The following is a 22,437-nucleotide window of genomic DNA, read 5'->3' as shown; positions in this document are numbered from 1 at the left end:
CCTCCCTTATGTTTTCAATTTCGGGTCTCTTTTTACAATTTCCTCGGCCACTTTTACTTCAATCCAACGGAGTACGTCCGAATAGACTTCCTCCTTATTATTTTCATGGAGCATTTCATGTCTCCCCTCGGGATAAAGTTTCGTGGTTACATCCTCAATACCGTAATCCTTAAATAGCTTTTCCACTTCCCGAACTCCTTTTCCTTCTTTTCCCACAGGGTCCTTGGCACCGGAAAATAAAAGGATCGGAAGATCCTTGGGCATCTTCTCCATATTCCCCCGTTGATGGACTCTTTTAACGCCCTGCAACAAATCCACATAAAAACCGGTGGTCATAATGTTTCCGCACAGGGGGTCCTCCACATAGGCTCTTACTTCCCATTCATTGGCGCTTAACCAGTCAAAGGGGGTTTTCACCGGTTCAAATTTTTTATTATAGTTTCCGAAAATCAATCGATTCAACAGAGGGCTTTTCTTCCGCTTCCCTCTCAATAACTTTTCCACTCTTGCAAGGAGTAAACCCGCATTCCCTTCCAGACCTAAACTCCCTCCGGTCCCGCTTAAGATAAGTCCTTGGACGTGATCCCCAAACTCCTGGACATAGTCCCGGGCTAAAAAGGAACCCATGCTGTGTCCTATTAGAATCACCAGTTTATCGGGATACTGTTTTTCAATTTCCTCCCGTAAATAATTCAAGTCCATCACGGTGGTTCTCCATCCGTCTTCATCGGAAAGATGCCCGTAAATACCGGATTTTTCGGGGGTTTTCCCATGTCCCCGGTGATCGTTCCCAAACACTCCGTAGCCCTGTTGAACCATAAACCGGGCAAAATCATCATAACGGCCAATATGTTCCCCCATACCATGGGCAATTTGAATTACGGCTTTTACCTGGGATGGATCTCCCTTTGTCCATTTCTTGCAGTGAATTTCCTTATCCCCGTAACCCGTAATATAAAAATCTTTTACCTCCATAATTCCCCTCCTTATCTTTTGCCTATTCCTATTCCTATTTCTATACCCGATTCCTTTGCTTTCAATCGAAGGGGGGGTATTTTACAAAAAAGAAAAACAACAGAGTCCCTCTGTTGCCATTTTTTTTCCCGGAAAAAGTCATAAGAAAAATGTTTAAGGGGAAAAATATTGATTCAGCTGTTTTTTAAAGACTTTTACTAAAGGATTGAATAGGATAATCGCCAAAACATAATTCGAAGCTCCGTGAACGATGTCTAAGGGAATGCCCCGCACCCAATAGGCCATTCCATAGGCAATGCCATAAAATAACGACTCGAACATCGCAAAGAGAAATCCGAAGGACAGTCCAAAAATTCCTGCAATCATGGCAAAACCGTATTCGCTTTTGACACTCCCCTTCAAAAGTCCTGTGGCCAGAATTAAAATCGGCCACACAAAATAGTAGCCCAGTACCCAAGTGGAAAAGCCGTATAAGAAGATTTCCGTGGTTGCAAATATCACAGAGATCATCAAGGTTCTCTTTACGCCCAGGGCTACGGCATAAACCATAAACAACAGGCTGACCACTTCCACGTTGGGCACGAAACTAAGGGCCAGTTTCCCTGCGGTTATCGATGCGCTGAGAATACTGATCAGTACTAAATCATGAACTTTCATTTTGCTAGAAATCTCGACGTTGGAGTTCATATTCATCTCCATCCTTTATTTCGATTCCGGAAAGCCCGGTCTCCGCGTCTTCTCCATTCACTAAAATATGAAGGTATTCTGAATCCTTATCCAATTCATAGCCTAGAATTTCCAGGATGTCCAATCCAAAGTCTCCCATCTCGTATTCCACCTCCAGGACTTCCACTTCATCTTCTATCAGTCCTGATAGGTATTCCTGTTCTGTTTCGAAGGTGAAGGTCTCTTCCAGATCCTCGGTATCAATGGAAACTTTAAGACTTACCTCCTGTAGATCCATTGCGGCTGCTTCCTCTTCTTCCATAGGTTCAAAGCTTCGAAGCTCAAGTTGATACGCATCCCCATCCATCACTTCGATGCCGGAAAGTCCGGTCTCCGCGTCTTCTCCATTCACTAAGATATGAAGGTATTCTGAATCCTTATCTAATTCATAGCCCAGAATTTCCAGGATGTCCAACCCAAAGTCCCCCATCTCGTATTCCACTTCCAGGGTTTCGGATTCCTCTTCAATCAGTTCTCCTAAAAATTCATGATTGGTTTGAAAAGCAAAGGTCTCATCGATGTCTTCCTGGTCAAGGATTACTTGAAGGCTTACTTCCTTTTCTTCCTCCTCGGCTTCTTCAGCATCACTCCCGTCATAATCGGAAAAATCTCTTATTTCTAAGACATATTCATCCCCGTCCATTAAAGGAATGCTTGATGCGCCGTACTCCGCATCTTCACCGTTCACTAAAATGTGGAAATACTCCGAAGTGCCGTCCACTTCGTAACCTAACATTCCGGTAATCATCATGCCCATGGTGCTGTTCTCATCATAGGTTAGCTCCAAGGTCTCCTGCTCTTCCTCTAGAAGCTCTCCTAAAAACTCATGATCGGTTTCAAACACAAATTCCTCATTGATATCCTCCTGATCAACGATTACTTGAAGACCTACTTCCTTTTCTCCTTCTACGCCTTCCGGTGCTAAGAAATTATTGTATAAGGCTCCTAAAATGATCACTGCTGCAATAACACCGATAATTGATAATGCTTTTTTGTTCATGTCCCTACCTCCTGTTATTTAATTTAAAAAACCCCTTCCAACGGTAGTTGAAAGGGGTAGACTGTTTATCCTTTGCTGCGTACTTGTCCAGCTTCAGACTTCCTGCATTATTTGCAGATCTCCCTCCCTTCAATCCCTCGTGAAGTGTAATGGTATTTTTTTCGGCAGGTCTTCCGGCTTAGCATTTTCGATATTTGCCTTCCCGGTTTCCCAGTGGCTTTATAAATATCTTTTTCATGCATTACGGCGGCGAGGACCGCGCAGGTATTACACCTGCTTCCCTTTTCATGTAAGTTCTACAACCGAAAAAAATCGTTATGAAGTTTTCTTATCCTTAGTCTTACCTTCTATGATAATACCTGGGGAGATAAAAAGCAATGTTATTTCTTGCCTTTTTTCCAGGAGTCCTTTAAGGGGACAATTCGGTTAAAAATTAATTTTTCCTCCGTGGTATGTTTGTTGTCCACGGTGTAGAACCCTTGGCGGATGAACTGGAATTTTTCTTCTTTCTTTGCTTCCCCCAGGGCTTTTTCGATTTTGATATCCTTTAAAATCTTTAAGGAGTCGGTATTGATCCGCTTATCCCAGCTTAGAGTTTTATCCTTTAGAAGCTCTTCGTCCTCTATAAGCTTTTCATAAAGCCGGGCCTCCGCACTTTTGCAGTTTTTGCCGTCCACCCAATGGATGGTTGCCTTGGGCTTTCTGCCGGTAAAACCGGAGCCGCTCTTTGTCTCGGGATCATAGGTGCAGCGAAGCTCTTTAATCTCCCCCTGTTCATCCTTTACCACCTTCACCAGTTTGATAAAGTAGGCTCCCCGTAGTCGGACTTCATGTTCCGGGGCAAAGCGTTTAAAGCCCTTTACCGGATTTTCCATAAAGTCTTCTCTTTCAATATAGACTTCCCGGGAAAAGGTGATCTGCCTTGTGCCCATGGAAGGGTCCTTGGGATGATTCTGTACTTCCAAAAATTCATTTTCATCCTGGGGATAGTTTTCAATCACTACTTTCAAGGGGTTCATCACCGCCATCATGGAAGGGGCCCGGTCCCGTAAGTCTTCCCGTACACTGTGTTCCAACATGGAAACATCCACGGTACTCTCATCCTTGGATATTCCGATTTCGCCTAGGAAGTGTTTGATGCTTTCCGGGGTATACCCCCGTCTTCGCATTCCCCGAAGGGTGGGAAGCCTCGGATCGTCCCAACCGTCCACATATCCCTCTGCAACCAGTTCCCGTAAAAAACGCTTACTGGTCACCACCCCGGTTAAGTTCATACGGCCAAATTCCCGCTGTTTCGGGGGTTCGGTCAGTTCCAACTCTTCCAATGTCCAGTTATAGAGGGGCCGATGGTCTTTAAATTCAATGGAGCACATGGAATGGGTTACCCCTTCTATGGCATCCTGCAGGGGATGAGCATAATCATACATGGGATAGATGCACCACTGATTTCCTTGACGATAATGGTCCTCATGCAAAATCCGGTAAATTATCGGATCCCGAAGATTGATGTTCGGGGACTGCATATCAATCTTGGCCCGCAAAACCTTCTCTCCGTTGTTAAATTCTCCAGCTTTCATTCGATTAAAGAGGTCTAAGTTCTCCTCCACGCTTCGATCCCGATAAGGACTGTTCTTTCCGGTCTCCGTTAAGGTTCCCCGGTAGCTTCGAATTTCCTCCGGGGTAAGATCACAGACGTAAGCTTTTCCTTTTTCAATGAGCTGTAGAGCATAATCATACAGCTGCTGGAAATAATCGGAACCATAAAAGATCCGGTCTCCGGGATCAAATCCCGCCCACTTCATATCTTCAATAATAGCCTCCACGTACTCCTTATCCTCCTTCAGGGGATTAGTATCGTCAAAGCGCAGATTGAATTTTCCACCAAACTTTTTAGCGATATTATAACTGATATTAATGGCATAGGCACTTCCGATGTGCAAATACCCGTTAGGCTCCGGAGGGAAACGGGTACAGACTTCCCGACTGTACACCCCTTCTTCCAAATCCTTTTCCACAATTCTTTGCAAAAAACTGGATTGTTCCTTTTCTTCTATATGATCAAATTCTTCTTTTCCCATCAAGCATCCTCCTAAAATAGATTCCTTAATCTTTCCTTCTACTAGCATTATACTGAATATTACCCAGGAATAAAAGCTTTTTCTAGACTTCCTCTTCCTCTTCCTCTAGCTTAAGGACTTCAATAAAAAGCTTCAACAGCTCTTCATCGTATTTCCTGTTCTTTAAAGACTTTAGTTCCTCTATGGCTTCCCTTTTGGTCTTTCCTTTTTTATACACCCGGTCCGTGGTCATAGCATCAAAGCTGTCACAGATCGCTAAAATCTTCGCCTCTTTACGGATTTCTTCATTTCGTAAATTTTGGGGATAGCCGCTGCCGTCCAGCCGTTCATGGTGCTGACAGATGATTTCATAGGTCTCTTGGTTGAAGTACTGTAAAATCAGATCCCGCCCCATGGTGGTGTGCTCCTGCATGGTTTCAAACTCTTCTTTTGTTAAGGCCCCGGGCTTATTCAATATCTCGTCAGGAACAAACACTTTCCCGATATCATGGTATTTTGCCGCCCAAAGAAGATTTTGCAGGGCCGCGCCTCTAAAATCCAACTTTTCCGCCATGCTTCGGCTAAGCTTATATACCCTTTGGGAATGGTCATGGGTATAGGCATCTTTCCTTTGGATCTGCACAAGGATATCATGAATATGTTTAAAATTCTTTTCTGTCGCTTCGTAGGAATCATCCTGCAGGGAGTGCACCAACAGGTATGTATCTTTGATTGCTGTCACATTAAACAGCTCATCCTTGGGGTTTAAAATAATCATGCTTCCCATATCATGATAAGCCTTAGTCTCCATACTATAGAGGCGACCTTCTTCGATAAAATAGGATTTCATTCCCTGGGGGTTTTTCGGAGGACTGAGATGAAAATTCCCATCTTTTTTTAGAATATAAACATTGACCTCCATTACAGGGTCCTTATATTTGTTGATGATTTCCGCCGTCCCTTCCGGGGTAACCGTATGCTTTTCATAGTCTTCTTTTGCGATAATTGTGCAATTTCCCTCCATAGAAAAACTCCTTTTCCCGGGATTTTACGAACTGATCTAAAATCCCTCTGAATTATAACGAATATTATAAAATAATACCATTGTAATAATAAAAGTATACCATGAAAAAATTAGTTTTTATAGGTAATCGGCTTAAAATTCGATAGTATTCGACAAATTTCCCTTGCTGTAAAGAGGGCCGCGGGAAAAGCCAACCAGTTTAAAACAGCAAATTTTCCATAGGATAGAGCGGAGACTCCGGTGATGGTATAAATAATAATCGCATTGACATTCCATGGCATCAACGGAGCCAGGGCCGTGCCGCTGTTGGCAACCATGACCCCTAAGTCTTCCCGACTCAACCCCTGTTCTTGGTAGATTTTCGGCAATTGCGTCCCCGGGACTAAGATGCCAACGGTCTGATCACAGGTCAGGGCATTCAGAACGATGGAGAGAAGCCCGGTGTTCAGAAGAAGCTGTCCTCGAGTTTTGCTTTTCTTTTTTACCCTTTCAATCACCGGGGCAATCCAGCCGCAACCTTCGTAAATCTTGCTGATGGCAATTCCTCCCATAACCACCAAGACCACTTCCAGCATTTGCAGCGCCCCTCCAATTTCCAGAGAGCCCATGAACTCGCTGCTCACCGGGGATTCAAATCCTAAAATGAGAAACCGGAGCCCCTGATAAAGGCTCATCCCCTGAAGACCCACCCCTGCCATAAAACCCGTAAGGATTCCGAAAAGAAGCACATAGCTCGAGGAAAGCTTTTTAAAGCTCAACCACAATACACCTAAGGGGATCAACAATAGTAGGGGCGACAGGATAAACACCTCTCCTAAAAGACCTTGATAATAAGCAACATCCCCCGGTTGAATCTCCCCTTGATAGTTCAGACCGATGAAGTAATAGACCGCCAAGGACAACAGGGTTGTGGGCACCATGACCTTCAGCATTTTTACAAAATAGACCCGAAAAGAAATTTTCAGGACTTTCATGGTGAAATTGGCCAAGGCGGAAATCGGCGACATCCGATCCGCAATATAGGCTCCGGAGACCAGGGTGCCCAGCAGTAACCCGCCGGGTATATTGATGCTGACCCCCAGGGTAAAGAGAACAATACCGATGGTGCTTATGGTTCCCAGGCCTGTGCCGAGAAAAAAAGCCAGCACCCCGCTGATGATAAAGGCAAAGGGCAAAAAATTCACCCCGTGGATCATATCGAAACCAAAATACAGCAAGGTTGGCACAATCCCCGAGGCGATCCACATAGAGACGTTCAATCCGATCAAAATAATTAACCCGTATACTTCCTTGGCATCATAAACCCCCTGTAAAATCCACCCCAGGCTTATTTTAGGGGAGATCCCGGCACTGTAGAGAACCAGCAGAGAAAAAAGAAGGGTCAAATAGATTCCCCACACCAAAGACCGCTGCAGAACCATGGCGGTAATTACCGTGGAGATAAATAAAATGCCGATTATAAAAGCCCATCGAATACTGATTTTCTCCCTCATTTTCCTTAACGATCCTTTCTTTGCCGCTGTTCTTCATAAGCCTCTAGAATTTTATATATATGTTGGGTAACTCCGATGAATTTTACTTCTTCTTCTTTCACCTCGATAAACAGTTTCGCAGTATAGGCTTTTTCATGCCACTGAGGCTTAATAATAATTAAGTCTTCCCTTTCTTCAATAATATCATAGTGTAAATACGCCACCGCATCTTTCAAATTCCGAATAAACTCCTCTTTGCTGTCAATCACTACGGTTCGTCTTCGCACTTTATGGGTCATTAAATAGATGATTGCATAGGAAAATACGGCGATGGAAATAAAGGAGAAGTGAAAATCTCCTCCGGTAATTGCCATCATAATAAAATACAGCACTAAGGTTAAACCCAGAAATTGGGCCAACCCCTTAAAGAAAAAACCTCGAAACGCTTTCCCATAGTATTCCTCTTCCATGAACACATCACATCCTGTCCCTAAGTATTCGTTTTATTTATTTAAAATCGAGGCGATGTCATTGATTTCAATTTTGATGGTTCCGTCTCCGTTATTGACAAACTTCACCTTCCGATCATCCAGGTATTCTCCGGGTACATGAAGTTCAATCCCCTCCTCGGTTACAATTTTTTGTTTTTTCATCACTTTCTCCGAGGTTTTAGGGGCCAGCTTCACCGTGGATTCCATTAAACCCTGCTTTTCAATGGATTCCCGATATTCTTTTTGGGCCTCGGGATTATCCCGAAAAACCTTCTCAGTGATCTCTTCTATCTCCAACTCTTCGGATTCTGCAATATTTTCCGCCATGGCCCGTTTCAAATCCGTGGTCTTTTTAAAGTCGTTGTCGTAGTGCTTTTTAAGCACCTCTTTATTGGTCTTGTTGATGATGGAGAGCTTTTCCTTATCCGAGGGTTTCCCCTTGCACAGGAGAAATTTTTCCGACAGATAAAAAATCTTTTCATCATTGATCCTTGCTTTTTTTTCCTTCAGCAGTAGGTTTCCCTCCTCCAGATCCAAAACAAACCCTTCTTCGATCCGCTGATTGATATTGGCAATGGTCCGCTGGTATTGAATAATGGAATTAATGTTCCCATCCTCCTGATGGTCCACCTCATGGGTAAAGGTTTGTTTGTAATTAAACTTCAGCACCCCTAAATAGGGCCGGTCTTTTTGACGAAAGGCTACCACCGCCAGATCCGAAGAAGGCACCTCCGGGTTTTTCATCATAAACTCATATAAACTTTTGGCCAGTGCCTTGCTCATGGAGACAAAGGTGCCGGTATCCTGCTGATACCCTTGTAAAATCCCTTTAACCGGATTTTCCCGATCCTCTAAAAACTCACATTCCTTGATTTCCGGATCCTCTAGTAAACGCTTTAAGTGCTCTCCTAAAAATAACTCCGTCTCCGCACTTTTAGGGTGCTCCTTCTCCGATAATACAGGCATTCCCACCTGGCTGTCTAAAATGTGTAATATGCTTTGGGTAATATAAACGTCTTCCATTTTCCCTCTCCCTGCTTATAATTTGTATTGGTAGATCCGAACTTTTTCCATGTCTTCCGTCCATCCGTAGCCCATCTGTTCCCAGCCGGTTTTTTCATAGTAATTCACCAGGTCCGTATAGAGATAAACCTTGGAATAATCCTGTTTTCTGCAATAATCCAAAATAAACCCCTGGAGCTTTTTCCCGATGCCACGACGGCGGTAGGCCGGGTCCACGTAAAGAGAGGCCAACCAGGGAAATAAATCCTGTCGGCTCATCAAGTCACACCGCCACAGTCCCACGGTGGCCACGGCTTTGCCCTCCTCGAAGGCTACAAAGGTTTGGGGCAGATTATCGGGGTCCATGCTATGATGAATAATCATTTCGTAGCGTTTGTAGTTCTCCTCATTTCCAAATTCCTTCCAAAGCCAACGGACCACTTGGTCTTCGTACTCCCGGCATTGAGACAGCCGTTTAATTTCCATATTTTCCCCTCCTAGACTATGGTTTCGGTGTATAAAAAAGCCTCCATCGGCCCCGCCAAAATCGGGGCCTCGAAGGCCGCTTGCCAACCCTTATTGGATTTCCAATACGGTTTCCTTTTCCCTTTCACTTAGGACGTTTTCAAGGTCCAATAAAATGACCATTCGGTCTTCCAGTTTCGCAATTCCCTCAATAAACTCCTCCTGAATATCCGTTACGATTTTCGGAGCAGGGTCCACCATTTCCTGGTCTATGGTTAGTACTTGGGAAGCTTCATCCACTAAAAAGCCCACTTGCTTATTGTTTAAATTGATGATGATAATTCGGGTTTGACTGTCAATGTCTCCCTCGGACAGCTCAAACTTCTTTCTCAGGTTGATAATCGGAGTAACCGCCCCCCGGTAGTTGATGATTCCTTCAATAAAGCTTGGGGTGTGGGGGATTTTATTGCATTTTTTAAATTCGCTGATTTCTTTTACATGCATAATATCCACCCCGTACTGTTCCTGTTCCAATGTAAAGATTACGTATTGTCTTTCTGTCATTTTCATTCCTCCTAGGCTCTAATTTTATGTAGGTTAAGTCTTTAAAAGACTGTAAAAAAGATTTTAAAATATTATATCACAATTTTCCCTTTCCCACAGTCCAAATCCCGATTAATCTTCTCCATTTCTAATTTTTTCCCATTCTCTGAGTTTCTTCTCAAAGGCCTGGGTATTGGCAGGGCTGGTGGAAGGCAGCTTAATAAACTCCTGGGAAAAACCTTCAAAACCGATATGCTTTTTAAAAAGCTCGTAGGCCTTTCCCCCGTTAAAACAGACTTTTTCAATGGATTCGTGGTTTTCCAGCAAGTCCTTTAAATCATTTACCCCTTCTTCTTTGATGTCCGCATCCAGACTGCCCTTCCGGCGACAGTGTTTGATTACGTCCCATAATCCTACCCGGTTTCTTTTGATCATTCGAATTTTTCCGGTGTAATCCTCGGGCACTTCCTCTTTGAAAATTTCCCCGAGCAACATCCAGAATTGATTGCGGGGATTTCCATAATACTCCTGCTTTCCCAGGGATTTTACTCCCGGCATGGAACCCAGAACCAAAACCCGGGTATCCTTTTCCAGTATGGGAGCAAAAGCTTCCATTCTTTCCCCTTGCACCTCCCCATGACGAAAACAACCGGTTATATGATCGTTGACAAGGCCCGTGGCCTGCATATGGGCATAAAGAATGGTGGAGCCCACAAATTTAAATCCCCGTTTTTTCATATCCTTAGCCAAGGCATCGGATACCGGGGTCTTCGCCGGAACCTCCTCTTCTGTTTCCCAGCGGTTTACCACCGGGGTATGGTCCACAAAACTCCAGATATATCTGCTGAAGGAGCCGAACTCCCTTTGCACCTCCCTAAATCGGTTGGCATTATTCACGGAAGCTTCTACTTTTTTACAATTTCGAATAATCCCCGGATCCTGTAATAATTCTTCTATTTTTTCCTCGGAAAAATCCGCTACTTTTTCCACATCAAAATTTTCATAGGCCCTTCGGTAATTCCCTCTTTTTTTCAGGATCGTCAACCAGTTCAGTCCCGCCTGGGCCGACTCCAATACTAAAAATTCGAAGTGAATCCCGTCATCGTACACGGGAACTCCCCACTCCTCATCGTGATATTTTTCATAAATTTCATTTCCCCAACACCAATTACAGCGCTTCATAAGCTTCACCACCCCATTCATTCTACGATAAAACCAAGGGTTTCCAATCCTATGTTTTCTCATTCAATGGTTTTAATCCAACCTAAAGTTTCATCCCTCCCCTCTTTTCCCCAGCTAATAAAATCCATCCTCCGGGGATAGGTTTTACATTGACTCCAGTCTCTTAATGCGGTCCGTAATAGGAGGATGGGTAGAGAACAGATTGCTCTTCTGATTTTGCCGCCCTTTCTTTGAAACCTGTGAATCCTTCTTTAATGGTTTTGAAATGTATAGATTTTCCGTGGCCTCATTGGCGGATCGGAACACCTCCGTATCTCCGGAGATTTTTCGAAGGGCTCCCGCCAGGGCTTTAGGGTTCCTGGTAAGAATGGCGCCGTTGGCATCCGCAAGATACTCTCTTTTTCTGGAAATCGCAAAGTTTAAAATCTGGGCAAACAGAGGGGCTAAAATAATCACCACAATTGAGCCCAACAGGATCAGGGCCTGGGACCGACCGCCTCCCCGTCCCTGACTTTGCCGACTGTGTCTTCTTCCCCCTCTCATGGAGGACCAAAAAAGTCTTCTCTGTAAGAAACCTGCCAATAGAGAAATCACCCCCACCAGCATAATGGCGGTGGTGGATATTAAAATATCATAATTGACCACATGGCTGATTTCATGGGCAATCACCCCTTCCAGTTCTTCCCGGTCCAGTTTGTTGACCAGCCCCCGGGTAAGAGCGATGGCGGATTTTTCCGGTTTTCGCCCCGTGGCGAAGGCATTTAAGGACTCATCCTCAATAATGTAGACTTTCGGAGGTTTACTCATCCCCGCGGCCAGGCTGACAGATTCCACAAGATTGTAGATATAGTTCGTATCATCCTTTGGAAGTTCCTTGGCGTTGTTCATTCGTAAAATCAGTTCCTCCCCTTTGGTAAACAGGATGATTAACTGTACCGTAAGAATGAACCCGGCAATCATCAGACCCGCCGTGCCGCTTCCCAGGAGAAATCCTGCGGCATAGCCCACCACAAAAACAAAGGCGGAAAAAAGAAACAGCAACAGCCAGGTTTTTCGTTTGTTGGAATCCACTGCATCAAACATATCCAGTTTTTGATTTATATCCATGGTTTTTCTCCTTTAATTTCGTTATTCACAAATCCTTCCCGTGAGCCTCTCCCAACTCTTTCCATGGGAAAAGGCGATGGTTTTAGTCAAACTTCACCTTCGGGGCTTTTCGCACTTCTTCGTTTTCCACCTCGAAGAGTTCCATGGCTTTAAAGCCGAACATGGAGGCAATCAGGTTTGCGGGAAATTTTTCAATTTCCGTATTGTACCGGGTAACACTGTCGGAATAATACTGGCGGACCGAGGCCAGTTTATCTTCCATGCCCTTCAGTTTTTCCTGGAGGTCTAAAAAATTGGTATTGGCTTTAAGATCCGGATAACTTTCCCGAAGGGCAAATAAGGATTTCAATGTGGACTGCAGTTGATTTTCCGCTTTCGCCGCTTCTTTTACATTTTCCTCGCTTTGGGCCGCCATCAGTTGATTCCTTGCCTGAATAACCCGTTCCAGGGTTTCGGATTCATGCTTCGCATAGCCCTTCACCGTATTGACCAGATTGGGAATCAGGTCGTTTCGTTGCTGGAGCCGTACATCAATTTGGGACCAGGCATTTTTGACTCGATTCCGTAAGGTGACCAGCCGATTGTATTTCCCCGCAAAAAGCAAAATGATCACTGCGATGACACCGATAAGAATAATATATTCCATTATCAACACCCCTTTGCATATATTTTAACATTTTTTTGCTCCAATGTGTTTTCTTTGAAGGTTATATATATGCTCTAATTCTACTCTTTTAGCCCCTTACTGTCAATTAAATCCGATACTTGGCAATCCTTTAAACAAAAAAAGATGCCCCCCATTGGGACATCTTTTTTTATGAGTAATTTTCGCGAGGATTCTTCGCTTAAATTATCGCTCTGCGTTTTCTAAAGCTCGTTCTACAGCCGTCATCCAGTTTTCGCTTGAGCCGGTTGCTCCCGTGAACACGTCCACATCGGCACTATTGGCTGCTACAAACTCTTCTGCTAGTTCTTCTCGAGCTTCATGGTACTCTTCGTATCCATAATCTTCATCTTTGAAATCTTCTCCGTCTTCTTCATCTAATTGAGTGTCATGAAGCACTACATCAACGATTTCATCATTTTCGATGGTTACAAAGGCAACCGATCGTCCTCTTTCACCTAAATCACTGGCTCCGAAGAAAGTTCCGTCAAAGTACATGCTGTCATCTTCAGCGTCTACTAGAGCCATTTCTAAGGCTCTTTCAACCCCTTGCATCCACTGTTCGCTAGAGCTGGTTGCTCCGGTGAACACTTCAACGTCAGCACTGTTGGCCTCTAGGAATCGACCGGGCATTTCCGCTAAAGCGTCATGGAAATCATCATATCCGTAATCTTCATCCTTCTCAACGCCGGTTCCTCGAAATTCCGCTAACTCCACATCAACGATCTCATCGCTTTCAATGGTGATGGTCACTTTACCGAAACCTCTTTCGTCGGTATCACTATAAGCGGTATAGGTACCGTCTTGGTACATATTGTCTGAAGCTTCCTCTTCGTCCGCTTCTTCCTCTTCATCTACTTCTTCACCATTTTCAACTGCTTCTCCGCTTTCACCTTCATCTCCCGCTGCATCTTCTCCGCAACCGATGAACACGAATAAAGACATGGCTAATACCATTAGTAAAATTAAAATCTTTTTCATTAATCTTCCTCCTTAAGTGTTTTTGTGAATTGAAAAGTATTGTTTGTTAATACTTTATCGTTATTAACAACTTCTTGTTAAGAATACCATATATTTCTTATTATAACAATACTTTTTCGCAAATTTCTCAAGAAATATTTCTTCTTATGCATATAACCCCTAGGATCTAGCCCTCCACCAGTTTTTTCGATTTATCCGTGCAAATTTCCACCGCTTCAATAATCGATGCCCGAAAGTGATTTCTTTCCAAGGCATAAACCGCCTCGATGGTCATGCCTCCGGGAGAACACACCATATCCTTTAAATCTCCGGGGTGTTTTCCGGTTTCCAGTATCATTTTTGCCGCGCCCAACACCGCCTGGGCCGCAATCTCATAGGACTGCTTCCTCGGCAAACCCTTCAGTACCCCGCCATCTCCCAGGGCTTCAATAAACATATACACATAGGCGGGACCACTGGCACTGATGGCGGCCACTGCGTCTAAAAACTTTTCTTCTATCTCATCCACTTTTCCGATGCTCTCAAAGATGGCCCGGACTTCTATTAATTCCCTGGGTTCCACATTGGCATTCGGGGTAATCAGCGTCATCCCCGCCTGAACCAGTACCGGCGTATTCGGCATGGTTCGAACAATTTTCCCCTTGGGTCCCAGATGCTCCTGTAAATACTCCAGGGATACCCCTGCGGCAATGGAGACCACCAACAGCTCTTCCTTTTCCAGGGCCTTGATTTCATTGAGCACTTCCCCGCATTTATGGGGTTTCACCGCTAAAATCAATATATCCGAATGCTCAATTACCGCTTTGTTGCTTTGGGTGGCCTGGACGTTAAAATCCTTCTCAAAGGTCCATCGTTTATCTTCATTGGGATCGCTGACCATTAAGTTTTTACGAAGACCCGGATCCACCTGAAGAATCCCTGAGACCATGGCATAGGCCATGTTTCCTCCACCGACCCAACCGATTTTTTTCTTTTTCAATACTTTTTCTTCCATATTATTTTCCTCCTAAGTCAAATAAGGTTCCCTTAGCTTCACCTTTTTTCAATTTTTCAATGATATGAGGCACCTTTCCGTTGCTTAATATCATGGGAATTTTATAGTCCCCCACCTTTCTTGCAGCTTCAATTTTCGTCTCGATGCCCCCGGTACCGAAAAGGTTTCCGCAACCGATTTCAATGCTTTTTCGAAGTTCATCGATGCTTTCCACTAACTCCACCAGTTTGGCATCCTCACAGGTTTTGGGATTTTTCGAGTAAATCCCGTCAATATCACTAAGCATAATCAAAAGATCAGCGTTCCAGATATTTGCGGTATAGGCCGCCAAGGTATCATTGTCTCCGATTTTTATTTCATCCACACAAACGCTGTCATTTTCATTAATGATGGGAACAACCCCTTCCTCCGCCAGGGTAAACAGGGTGTTTCGAATATTCAGGGAACGGCTCCCTTCCAAAAAGTCCTCCCGGGTATAAAGAATCTGTCCGATATGAATTCCGTGTTTTTCGAAGACCCTTCGGTAGGCATCCATCAATTCCACCTGTCCAATGGCACAGAGGGCCTGTTTATAGTTAATGTCCTCTTTTCGCATCCATTTTCCGATGGTGGATACCCCGGCGATTCTCGCCCCCGAGGATACGATCACCACCTGCTTTCCTTCCCTCATCAGCTGGTGCACGTCCTCACCCAGATTCTCCAGAAATGCTCTGGAGATGGTTCCATCGTCCTTCGCTAAAGTGTTGCTTCCGATTTTTATTACGATTTTTCTGCTATTTTCCATTAATTGCCGAATCATGGTTTTCCCTTCTTTCCAGTGCTCTTATTCCACACAAGCACTTATCTTCGAATTTTTAGCTGCCGGTTATATTGTTTTTCCTGTTTCTAAGTTTCAACTACCGAATCTGTCCCTCTCCCCGGGCAATGTACTTCGTCGTTACCAATTCCTCTAATCCCATAGGCCCCCGGGCATGAACTTTTTGGGTGCTGATCCCCATTTCTCCCCCAAACCCGAAGGCCCCTCCGTCGGTAAACCGGGTGGAGGCATTCACATAAACCGCCGCTGCATCCACTTTCCGCTGGAATGCCTGGGCATGCTGATAATTATTGGTTACGATGGCTTCCGAATGTCCCGTTCCGTACTGATCGATGTGTTCAATGGCCTCTGGGAGATCCTTCACCACCCGAACCGCTAAAATCAGATCCAGGAACTCCTCTTTCCAATCCGCCTCCGTAGCTTTTTCCACGGAAATATACTTTTCGGTCAATTCGCAGCCATGAAGGGTCACCCCCTCCAGTTCTTGGGAAAGTTTTTTGATAAAGGCCTCTGCCACCGCTTCATGGACCAACAGGGTTTCTAAGGCATTACATACTCCCGGCCGTTGCATTTTTCCGTTTTTCAGTATTTCCATAGCCATGGACAGATCTCCCTCAGCGTCCACATATAAATGGCAGTTCCCCACCCCGGTTTCCACCGTGGGGACCTTGGCGTTTTCCACTACGAAATCGATCAGACCTTTGCCTCCCCGGGGAATAATCAAATCGATCTTCCCTTTCATATGAAGCATTTCCAATACCAGTTCCCGGCGATCATCATCGATAAATCCCAGAACCTTCGGGGAAATCCCCGCCGCTTTCAGCCCCCGGTGAATGGCCCCCACCAGGGCCCGATTGGAATTCAAGGCACTGGAGCTTCCTCGAAGGAGGACGCCGTTCCCGCTTTTAAAGCCCAGGGCGAAGGCGTCCACGGTGACATTGGGTCGGGACTCATAAATTATTCCCACCACCCCTAAGGGAACCGTCATTTTTGACAGCGTAAGACCGTTTTCCAGGGTCCAGGTTTTCCCGCTGCTCCAGACGGGATCTTTTAAGGCGATCACTTCTCGAAGGGCTTCCTTCATTGCTGTCAGTCGATCCGAATCCAGAGCCAATCGGTCCACCAGGCTCTCTCGGACTCCTGCCCTTCGAGCTTTTTCCAAATCCTCCTTGTTTGCCTGGAGTATGGTTTCCTCTTCTGATTCCAGGGCTTCAATTACCCGCTGTAATCCTCTGTTTTTTTCTTCTCCCGTTAAACTTCCTAAGACTTTTGCCTCTTTTTTAAGCTCTTGCACCATGCTTGCCAGATTTTGATCATAACTTTTCATAACAACCCTTCCTTTCGATTATTGGTTTCTAACGTTCCTGCTATCGGTGATTCATTTCCTTCGGCCCTTTTGTTTAATAAATATCAATAATGTTAAATAAATATAAAAAAACTCCCATCCCCAAAGGGACGAGAGTATGCTCGCGGTACCACCCTAGTTGACCGATTTCGGCCCACCTTGTTACGTTAACGGTTTTTCGCCGGGATCTACTTCGGAACGGGTTCGAAAAAAAGAGGTTCCCAGGGCTTTCACTGTTTCCCTGTTCGCTTAATAACATTTTTCTCTACTATTTTCCTTCAACGTAGCTGCATTATGAATTTGTCATAATATTTCAAACTAATGATTGATTGAAAATAGTATATAGAATCCTCCGGCCACTGTCAATGCATATTTATTAATTTTTTCATAATGTTTTTTTTATATCTCCAAGGTGCTTTTTTTGACGGTTTTCATTCCACAAAGCGCATTTCGTATTTCTCCGGGGTCCCGGAAGGAAAGGTCCAGGTGTACAGAAGAATTCCCATAGCTTCTTTCGATGCTTGAATAGCGTGGGGCTTACCGGAGATCACATGATAACTCTCTCCCTTAGGCACCGTTACACCGTTTATTTCACAGGGGCCTCCCAAATTGATATAAAGCTCGTCCACCCCTTCATGGACGTGTTTGGGGTAATCGGTACTCGGGGATAACAACACAAAACCCAAAGTAATTTTCTTCGGAAGAATCGGTGCCTCGGCCCCCAGCACTTCTCCGAAGGCAAAATCCTTTTCCAATGCCCTGGGTAGATTTTCATAACCGTACTGCCAGCAGAGTTTCCCCTGGTGGTTTCTCAAAAATTCAAGGATTCCCTCTCCTTCCTCTGAAGCCCCGGAGATTTCCTTTTTCCCCTGGGGTTTCAGCCCCTCACAAACTGGTTTCATCTTAGGAACGTAGCCCTTGATTTCAAAGCATTTTCTTCGTTCCTCCAACTCCCGGATCACCTGTTGTATATGAAAGATTTTTTTCAAGTCCTTATTCTTTTCCCTCTCTTCCCAGTTCAGCACTTCCTGATAAAGCTTTTGAGTGTGACCCAGTAACTGTTGCAGTTCTTTTCGCGCCGCCTTGTCCCATAACCCCTCCATCATTTTCTGGCTTCCTTCGGATAGGCCCAGGGAGGGTGAGGCTGTTTTATTTGAAGCTTTCCCACGGTTTTTCCCGGGAATCCTTCAATAATGGAGTCATCCTCAAATTTGCTCCGCTGCTTTATCAGGGTTCCCGCTTTCACCAGACAGTTGCTGCCCAGCTCACTGTAGTCACAGACGTTGCTTCCCGATTCCACGATGGTTCCCTCCTTAAGAGTGGTGCCGTGGATAATGGATCCGGGACCGACCACTACCCGGTCCTCAATAATCAGCTGATTATCCGGAAGTAAATGGAGCACGCAGTTCTCTAAAATCTGCACATGATTGCCGATCCGCACCGGACCGTGAGAGTTTCCGATAATCCTTACCCCGTCGGCGATAACGGTGTTATCCCCAATGATCACGTCCCCGTTTATTTCCGCCCCGGGGGCAAGATAACTGTTCTTTCCGATCACCGGCTGCTTTCCTTGAATCTCATAGGTCTTTCCCATATCCCCTTCCTCCTTTAGCTTCTCTTCGATCCGGGTCCCTTCAAAGGGGGAGAGTGTAATGTCTCCGCCTCTCATCTGTTTAATTCTCTTTTCATCCTCCCCGGTGAGTTTTCGAAGGACCCGAGCGGGACGTCCCACAACCACAGACTTCTCGGGAATCTCCATTCCTTCGGGGACCAGGGTTCCTTCTCCGAAAATACAGTAGTTCCCCACTTTGGACCCGGGCATAAATATTGTCCCGTTGCCTACTTCGCATAAGTGGCCAATGGTACTGTTCAGCACCACGCATTTATGGCCGAAAACGGTTTTGCTGCCTACCGTTGTGGGCATTTCCTTCGAACCCACTAAAACCGAATTTTCCAGAGCCCAAGTGTGATTTCCCAGGCTAAGACTCCCCGGTTCTTCACCGCCTCTTATCACGGTTCCCTGGGCGATGTAGACCCTTGTCCCAAGCTCCATGGAACCCTTAAGACCGGCGGAATTCGCAGTATTGATTGTCATCCCTTCAACCTCCCTTCAACCTCATGGAATCCTTTATTAAAGGTTTTACTTAAACAGCTTTTTAAACAGTTTGAAAATGTCAAAGGAAGTTCGGCGGTAGACTTTATTGTAGGCGTACTTTTTGGGATTTCTGGCCCAGCCCTTGCCTCTGGGCATTTTAATCCCCGCCCGGTGAACAATCTGCCGCTTCGGACTGATTCTTGCAGAAACACGCTTTTTCATACTGGGTTTTCGAATACCAAATTTCATTTTTCCATCGCCCCTTTCATATTTAAAAAAACTCTACATCCTATTGATTCCCAAGATTCTGAATAAATATCATTTTTTTGAGTATACATTAAGTATGTACAATAAAAAATATGTACAGTAAAAAACTTAAGAAAGGAGTACAACCATGGACAACAAAATTCAAGATCACTTCAGTTATTTCCAAAAACACTATCCCGACATCTACCAGGCTTACGAAACCTACGGCAAAAAAATCCACGAACAGGGAGGGCCCCTGGATGAAAAAACCCGATGGCTGATTAAAATTTCCGTCTCTGCCACGGAAGGCTATCCCTTCGCACTGAAAACCCACATCACCAAAGCCATGGCCGCGGGATGCAGCCCCGAGGAAATTCAACACACCTTGCTGCTCCTCGCCCCAAGCGTGGGCTTTCCTAGAATGATGGAGGCTTTGCTGATCTTCCGGGAAATTGCAGAGCAGTAAACAAACTGAAAAAAGACCTCCCGTTCAAGTTGTTTCTGAACCGGAAGTCTTTTTTTATTCTTTTTTTTTGCTGTTTATTTGCTTATTTTGCTGTTTATTTGCATTTTTTGCTGTTAAGTTTTTATAAATTGTTTCGTTCACAATGTTTTATTTTCCTTTTCTAAAGGCTTTTACAATCAAAATAACCCCTACCACTATTAATCCCACGGGAAAAGCATTGTTTAGAACCGGTTCGATCAAATCCTGATCCATAAATTCGACGACAAATACAAACAAAGCGAATCCTCCAAGGGCGGCGGCGGGATACAGCGGCCACCGTCTTTTCCCTAAAGGAAGAGTTTTCAAATGCCGGGTATGAATCAGAAAAACCGCAAGAAAAGCAATCCCAAGAAAAACAAAGAACAGATAACCGTCCCGATTTCCCACAGGGAGGTTTTGCTCAATAACGGCAAAGAGTCCCACCATGGTAACAATGGCCCCGGTAATCAACAATCCCTGTTTCCGTCGGTATACCGAATCTCCCGACCGATAATAGGTCACAACTAACAATATCCCTACAATCATCAAGGTAAACTCTCCGGGATAATACCCTAAATTGCTGAGGGAAAAAATTCCCCCGATAATTATCAACAACAGTCCTAACCATTTTCGATCCATAATCGGTCCTCCTTATTTTTGCCGAGCCCATCGGAAAATTTCCGCCGGTGTGGCATTTTTTCCGTACATCAGCAGCGCGGTTTTAAATATTTTACCGGCCAAACGCATTATGAAAATTGTGGTAATCACTAAAATTCCCAGGCTCAGAATAATTTCCCCCGGCGGTACCCTAGAGGCAATCACCAGTCGAAAAAGCATTACCCCCGGGGTGGACAGTGGGAAGTAGGAACCCACTTGAGCCACAATCCCATGGGGATTTTGTATAATGGCCCCGATGAAAAATATGGGGAGCATGGGAATAATAAACAGCACTCCTTGAAAGTTTCCCGCAGAATAAATATCGTTGATCGTGGCCCCCATACTGACAAACAGAGCAGAGAACATCAAATAACCGATCAGGGCATACAGAAGCATTAAGGGCAGTTCCGATACAAATAAATACTCCAGTACCGGCACATCAAAGTAGTAGGTGGCCACCAGCAGCCCTACCCCTGCCCAAACCCCCACCTGAATTAATCCCAGAAAAAAATATCCGATAATTTTCCCCTGCATTAGATCCCGGGCACTTACGGAAGAGAGCAACACCTCCGTCATTTTATCCCGTTTTTCCTGGGTGGCGCTCTGGAAGGTCATGGTTCCGGAAATAAAAACGGAAATCAGAATCATTCCTGCGAATACTCCAGGAATCAGTCGATTGAGAAAATCCAGGTCCTCTTCCAGCAAAGAAGTCTGTTGGATGGAAAAATCCGTGGTGATATACGTTGCCACTTCCCGGTCAATCCCTGCTTCATCGATTTTTCGTTCCTGTAATGTCTCGGTTAGGGCTGACTGAAAACCACTTAAGGGAATCATTGAATCATCTCCCGAATGCAGGGTAAACTGATGGGACTGAAAACCTTCCTCATCGATGATAATATAAGAGGTTCGGTCCTCCTCAATGGCCTTTTCCTCCAAGGCATCCACGTCCCCTTCAAAGTTTTCCAATTGATACTGTTCTTGGTCTACCTTGCCTTCCAGGGCTTCATAAACCCCTATTTCGTCCACCACGTAAATATAATCCATTTGGTTTCTCTCCAAAGATTCCAGCACCGTGGGCAGTGCCCCGAAAACAATCATAATTAGAGGGGTTAGGGCCATGGAGATTAAAAAAGTTTTGTTGGTTAAGTTCTTCTTCAGCTCCCATAGAGCTACTTTAAAGGTTTGCCCCATGGCTTACACCTCCCCTGGCAATGTTTACGAAAATGTCATGAAGAGAAATCCGGTCCATATGCAGTTCCTTGATATGAAGGTCCTGGGGAAGTTGACGCAAAAACTTCTGAGGGGTGGTATCCTTCATCAGGTAGATTACGGATTTTCCCTCTTCCCACTGGACTCTTTCAACCCCTGGAAGCTGTTCAAAGATCTCCCTGGAATTCTCTCCGTACAGGGTACATTTAAAATCGGAAAACTGCTCCTTGACTTCATCCAAGGTTCCGTAAATTACCTTTTCCCCCTTGTTGATTAAAAAAATCCGGTTGCACAGGGCCTCCACCAAATTCATTTGATGGGAGGACAGCAGGATGCTGACCCCTCCCCGAGAAAGACTGCGTATCTCCTCCCGGAAAAGATCCTGGCTTACCGGATCCAGTCCGGAAAAGGGCTCATCCAGTATCAAAAACTCCGGTTCATGGATAATCGCTCCGATAAATTGGACTTTTTGGGCCATCCCTTTGGAGAGCTCCTCGATTTTCCGCTTTTCCATGCCTCCAAGATCAAACATTTCCAGGTATTTTGATAAGCGGTCCTTGGCTTTTCCCTTGGGGTAACCCTTCAGTCCCGCAAGATAGAAGATAATATCCTGAATGGTAACGTCTTTATAAAGGCCCCGCTCTTCGGGAAGATATCCGATTTTATCCAGGGGCAGGCGCTGTTTTTTTCCGCCGAGAAAAAAACTCACTTCCCCCTTATCGGGATAAATCATTCCCATAATATTTCGAATCAAGGTGGATTTCCCCGCTCCGTTCGGACCCAGAGTTCCCATAATATCTCCTTTTTCCACCTCAAAGGATACATTCTTCACCACCTCGACTCCACCAAAGGCTTTGGTCACATTTTTTATGGTCAATACGTTTTCCATTGGACTTCCTCC

At 44.9% G+C, this 22,437-nt stretch carries 24 protein-coding genes and 1 riboswitch; of the genes, 1 reads left to right on the top strand and 23 read right to left on the bottom strand.

What is annotated here, in order from left to right; translation table 11 throughout:
• Positions 1-6: 6 nt before the first annotated feature.
• The 20 genes from ISALK_RS00390 to ISALK_RS00295 form a co-directional block, all read right to left on the bottom strand.
• On the bottom strand, positions 7-975 hold the full coding sequence (locus ISALK_RS00390) for an alpha/beta hydrolase (protein ID WP_160718255.1): 969 nt from the start codon (positions 973-975) through the stop codon (positions 7-9).
• A 153-nt stretch (positions 976-1,128) separates the two neighbouring features.
• Positions 1,129-1,662, bottom strand: coding sequence for a hypothetical protein (locus ISALK_RS00385; RefSeq protein WP_160718254.1), 534 nt, complete (start codon positions 1,660-1,662; stop codon positions 1,129-1,131).
• Positions 1,637-2,701 carry a DUF4430 domain-containing protein gene (locus ISALK_RS00380; RefSeq protein WP_160718253.1) on the bottom strand — a complete coding sequence of 355 codons (1,065 nt, stop codon included), beginning with the start codon at positions 2,699-2,701 and terminating at the stop codon, positions 1,637-1,639. The genes ISALK_RS00385 and ISALK_RS00380 overlap by 26 nt, the downstream gene beginning before the upstream one ends.
• A 146-nt stretch (positions 2,702-2,847) precedes the next feature.
• Positions 2,848-3,023: riboswitch (cobalamin riboswitch) on the bottom strand.
• Between the two features lie 58 nt (positions 3,024-3,081).
• Positions 3,082-4,779, bottom strand: coding sequence for a glutamine--tRNA ligase/YqeY domain fusion protein (locus tag ISALK_RS00375; protein WP_160718252.1), 1,698 nt, complete (start codon positions 4,777-4,779; stop codon positions 3,082-3,084).
• Between the two features lie 82 nt (positions 4,780-4,861).
• Positions 4,862-5,782 (bottom strand): HD-GYP domain-containing protein, encoded by a 921-nt coding sequence (locus tag ISALK_RS00370; RefSeq protein ID WP_160718251.1) that lies wholly within the window; start codon positions 5,780-5,782, stop codon positions 4,862-4,864.
• Between the two features lie 110 nt (positions 5,783-5,892).
• Entirely contained in the window at positions 5,893-7,275 is a 1,383-nt protein-coding gene (locus ISALK_RS00365) for a Na+/H+ antiporter NhaC family protein (protein WP_160718250.1), read from the bottom strand.
• Positions 7,276-7,280: 5 nt separating this feature from the next.
• Positions 7,281-7,724 carry a hypothetical protein gene (locus ISALK_RS00360; protein ID WP_160718249.1) on the bottom strand — a complete coding sequence of 148 codons (444 nt, stop codon included), beginning with the start codon at positions 7,722-7,724 and terminating at the stop codon, positions 7,281-7,283.
• A 33-nt stretch (positions 7,725-7,757) separates the two neighbouring features.
• Positions 7,758-8,768, bottom strand: coding sequence for a nucleoid-associated protein (locus ISALK_RS00355; RefSeq protein WP_160718248.1), 1,011 nt, complete (start codon positions 8,766-8,768; stop codon positions 7,758-7,760).
• A 15-nt stretch (positions 8,769-8,783) separates the two neighbouring features.
• Positions 8,784-9,233, bottom strand: a complete 450-nt coding sequence (locus tag ISALK_RS00350; protein ID WP_160718247.1) for a GNAT family N-acetyltransferase — start codon at positions 9,231-9,233, stop codon at positions 8,784-8,786.
• A gap of 90 nt (positions 9,234-9,323) precedes the next feature.
• Positions 9,324-9,776, bottom strand: a complete 453-nt coding sequence (locus ISALK_RS00345; protein ID WP_160718246.1) for a chemotaxis protein CheW — start codon at positions 9,774-9,776, stop codon at positions 9,324-9,326.
• A 111-nt stretch (positions 9,777-9,887) separates the two neighbouring features.
• The gene (locus ISALK_RS15250) at positions 9,888-10,937 is read right to left on the bottom strand and encodes a DNA-deoxyinosine glycosylase (protein ID WP_160718245.1); all 1,050 of its coding nucleotides are present in this window, start codon (positions 10,935-10,937) and stop codon (positions 9,888-9,890) included.
• 144 nt (positions 10,938-11,081) lie between these two features.
• A complete protein-coding gene (locus ISALK_RS00335) occupies positions 11,082-12,044 on the bottom strand; it encodes a M48 family metalloprotease (RefSeq protein ID WP_160718244.1) in 963 nt (320 codons plus the stop codon).
• Positions 12,045-12,126: 82 nt separating this feature from the next.
• Entirely contained in the window at positions 12,127-12,690 is a 564-nt protein-coding gene (locus tag ISALK_RS00330; RefSeq protein ID WP_160718243.1) for a LemA family protein, read from the bottom strand.
• Positions 12,691-12,894: 204 nt separating this feature from the next.
• Positions 12,895-13,689, bottom strand: a complete 795-nt coding sequence (locus tag ISALK_RS00325) for an FMN-binding protein (RefSeq protein ID WP_160718242.1) — start codon at positions 13,687-13,689, stop codon at positions 12,895-12,897.
• A gap of 166 nt (positions 13,690-13,855) precedes the next feature.
• Entirely contained in the window at positions 13,856-14,683 is an 828-nt protein-coding gene (gene proC, locus ISALK_RS00320; RefSeq protein WP_160718241.1) for a pyrroline-5-carboxylate reductase, read from the bottom strand.
• 1 nt (position 14,684) lies between these two features.
• Positions 14,685-15,482, bottom strand: a complete 798-nt coding sequence (gene proB / locus ISALK_RS00315) for a glutamate 5-kinase (protein ID WP_160718240.1) — start codon at positions 15,480-15,482, stop codon at positions 14,685-14,687.
• Between the two features lie 97 nt (positions 15,483-15,579).
• Complete coding sequence (locus ISALK_RS00310; RefSeq protein ID WP_160718239.1) at positions 15,580-16,827, bottom strand: glutamate-5-semialdehyde dehydrogenase; 1,248 nt, start codon at positions 16,825-16,827, stop codon at positions 15,580-15,582.
• Positions 16,828-17,276: 449 nt separating this feature from the next.
• A complete protein-coding gene (locus ISALK_RS00305; RefSeq protein WP_160718238.1) occupies positions 17,277-17,951 on the bottom strand; it encodes a dimethylsulfonioproprionate lyase family protein in 675 nt (224 codons plus the stop codon).
• Positions 17,948-18,940, bottom strand: a complete 993-nt coding sequence (locus ISALK_RS00300; RefSeq protein ID WP_160718237.1) for a carbonic anhydrase/acetyltransferase — start codon at positions 18,938-18,940, stop codon at positions 17,948-17,950. Before ISALK_RS00300 ends, ISALK_RS00305 begins: the two co-directional genes overlap by 4 nt.
• Before the next feature lie 45 nt (positions 18,941-18,985).
• On the bottom strand, positions 18,986-19,189 hold the full coding sequence (locus tag ISALK_RS00295) for a hypothetical protein (RefSeq protein WP_160718236.1): 204 nt from the start codon (positions 19,187-19,189) through the stop codon (positions 18,986-18,988).
• A 145-nt stretch (positions 19,190-19,334) separates the two neighbouring features.
• Between ISALK_RS00295 and ISALK_RS00290 the strand changes: the two genes are divergently transcribed.
• Positions 19,335-19,652, top strand: a complete 318-nt coding sequence (locus ISALK_RS00290) for a carboxymuconolactone decarboxylase family protein (RefSeq protein WP_160718235.1) — start codon at positions 19,335-19,337, stop codon at positions 19,650-19,652.
• 147 nt (positions 19,653-19,799) lie between these two features.
• Here ISALK_RS00290 and ISALK_RS00285 read toward each other — a convergent pair whose 3' ends face one another.
• The 3 genes from ISALK_RS00285 to ISALK_RS00275 are packed head-to-tail and all read right to left on the bottom strand — an operon-like array spanning position 19,800 to position 22,425.
• Positions 19,800-20,309 carry a hypothetical protein gene (locus ISALK_RS00285; protein WP_160718234.1) on the bottom strand — a complete coding sequence of 170 codons (510 nt, stop codon included), beginning with the start codon at positions 20,307-20,309 and terminating at the stop codon, positions 19,800-19,802.
• A gap of 12 nt (positions 20,310-20,321) precedes the next feature.
• Positions 20,322-21,518 (bottom strand): ABC transporter permease, encoded by a 1,197-nt coding sequence (locus ISALK_RS00280; protein WP_160718233.1) that lies wholly within the window; start codon positions 21,516-21,518, stop codon positions 20,322-20,324.
• A complete protein-coding gene (locus tag ISALK_RS00275) occupies positions 21,502-22,425 on the bottom strand; it encodes an ABC transporter ATP-binding protein (RefSeq protein ID WP_160718232.1) in 924 nt (307 codons plus the stop codon). Before ISALK_RS00275 ends, ISALK_RS00280 begins: the two co-directional genes overlap by 17 nt.
• Between the last annotated feature and the right edge of the window lie 12 nt (positions 22,426-22,437).

The organism is Isachenkonia alkalipeptolytica, assembly GCF_009910325.1.
Taxonomy (GTDB): Bacteria; Bacillota; Clostridia; order Peptostreptococcales; family T1SED10-28; genus Isachenkonia; species Isachenkonia alkalipeptolytica.
Note: the sequence above shows the minus strand (reverse complement) of the source record. Positions and strands in the feature narration are given on the sequence as shown.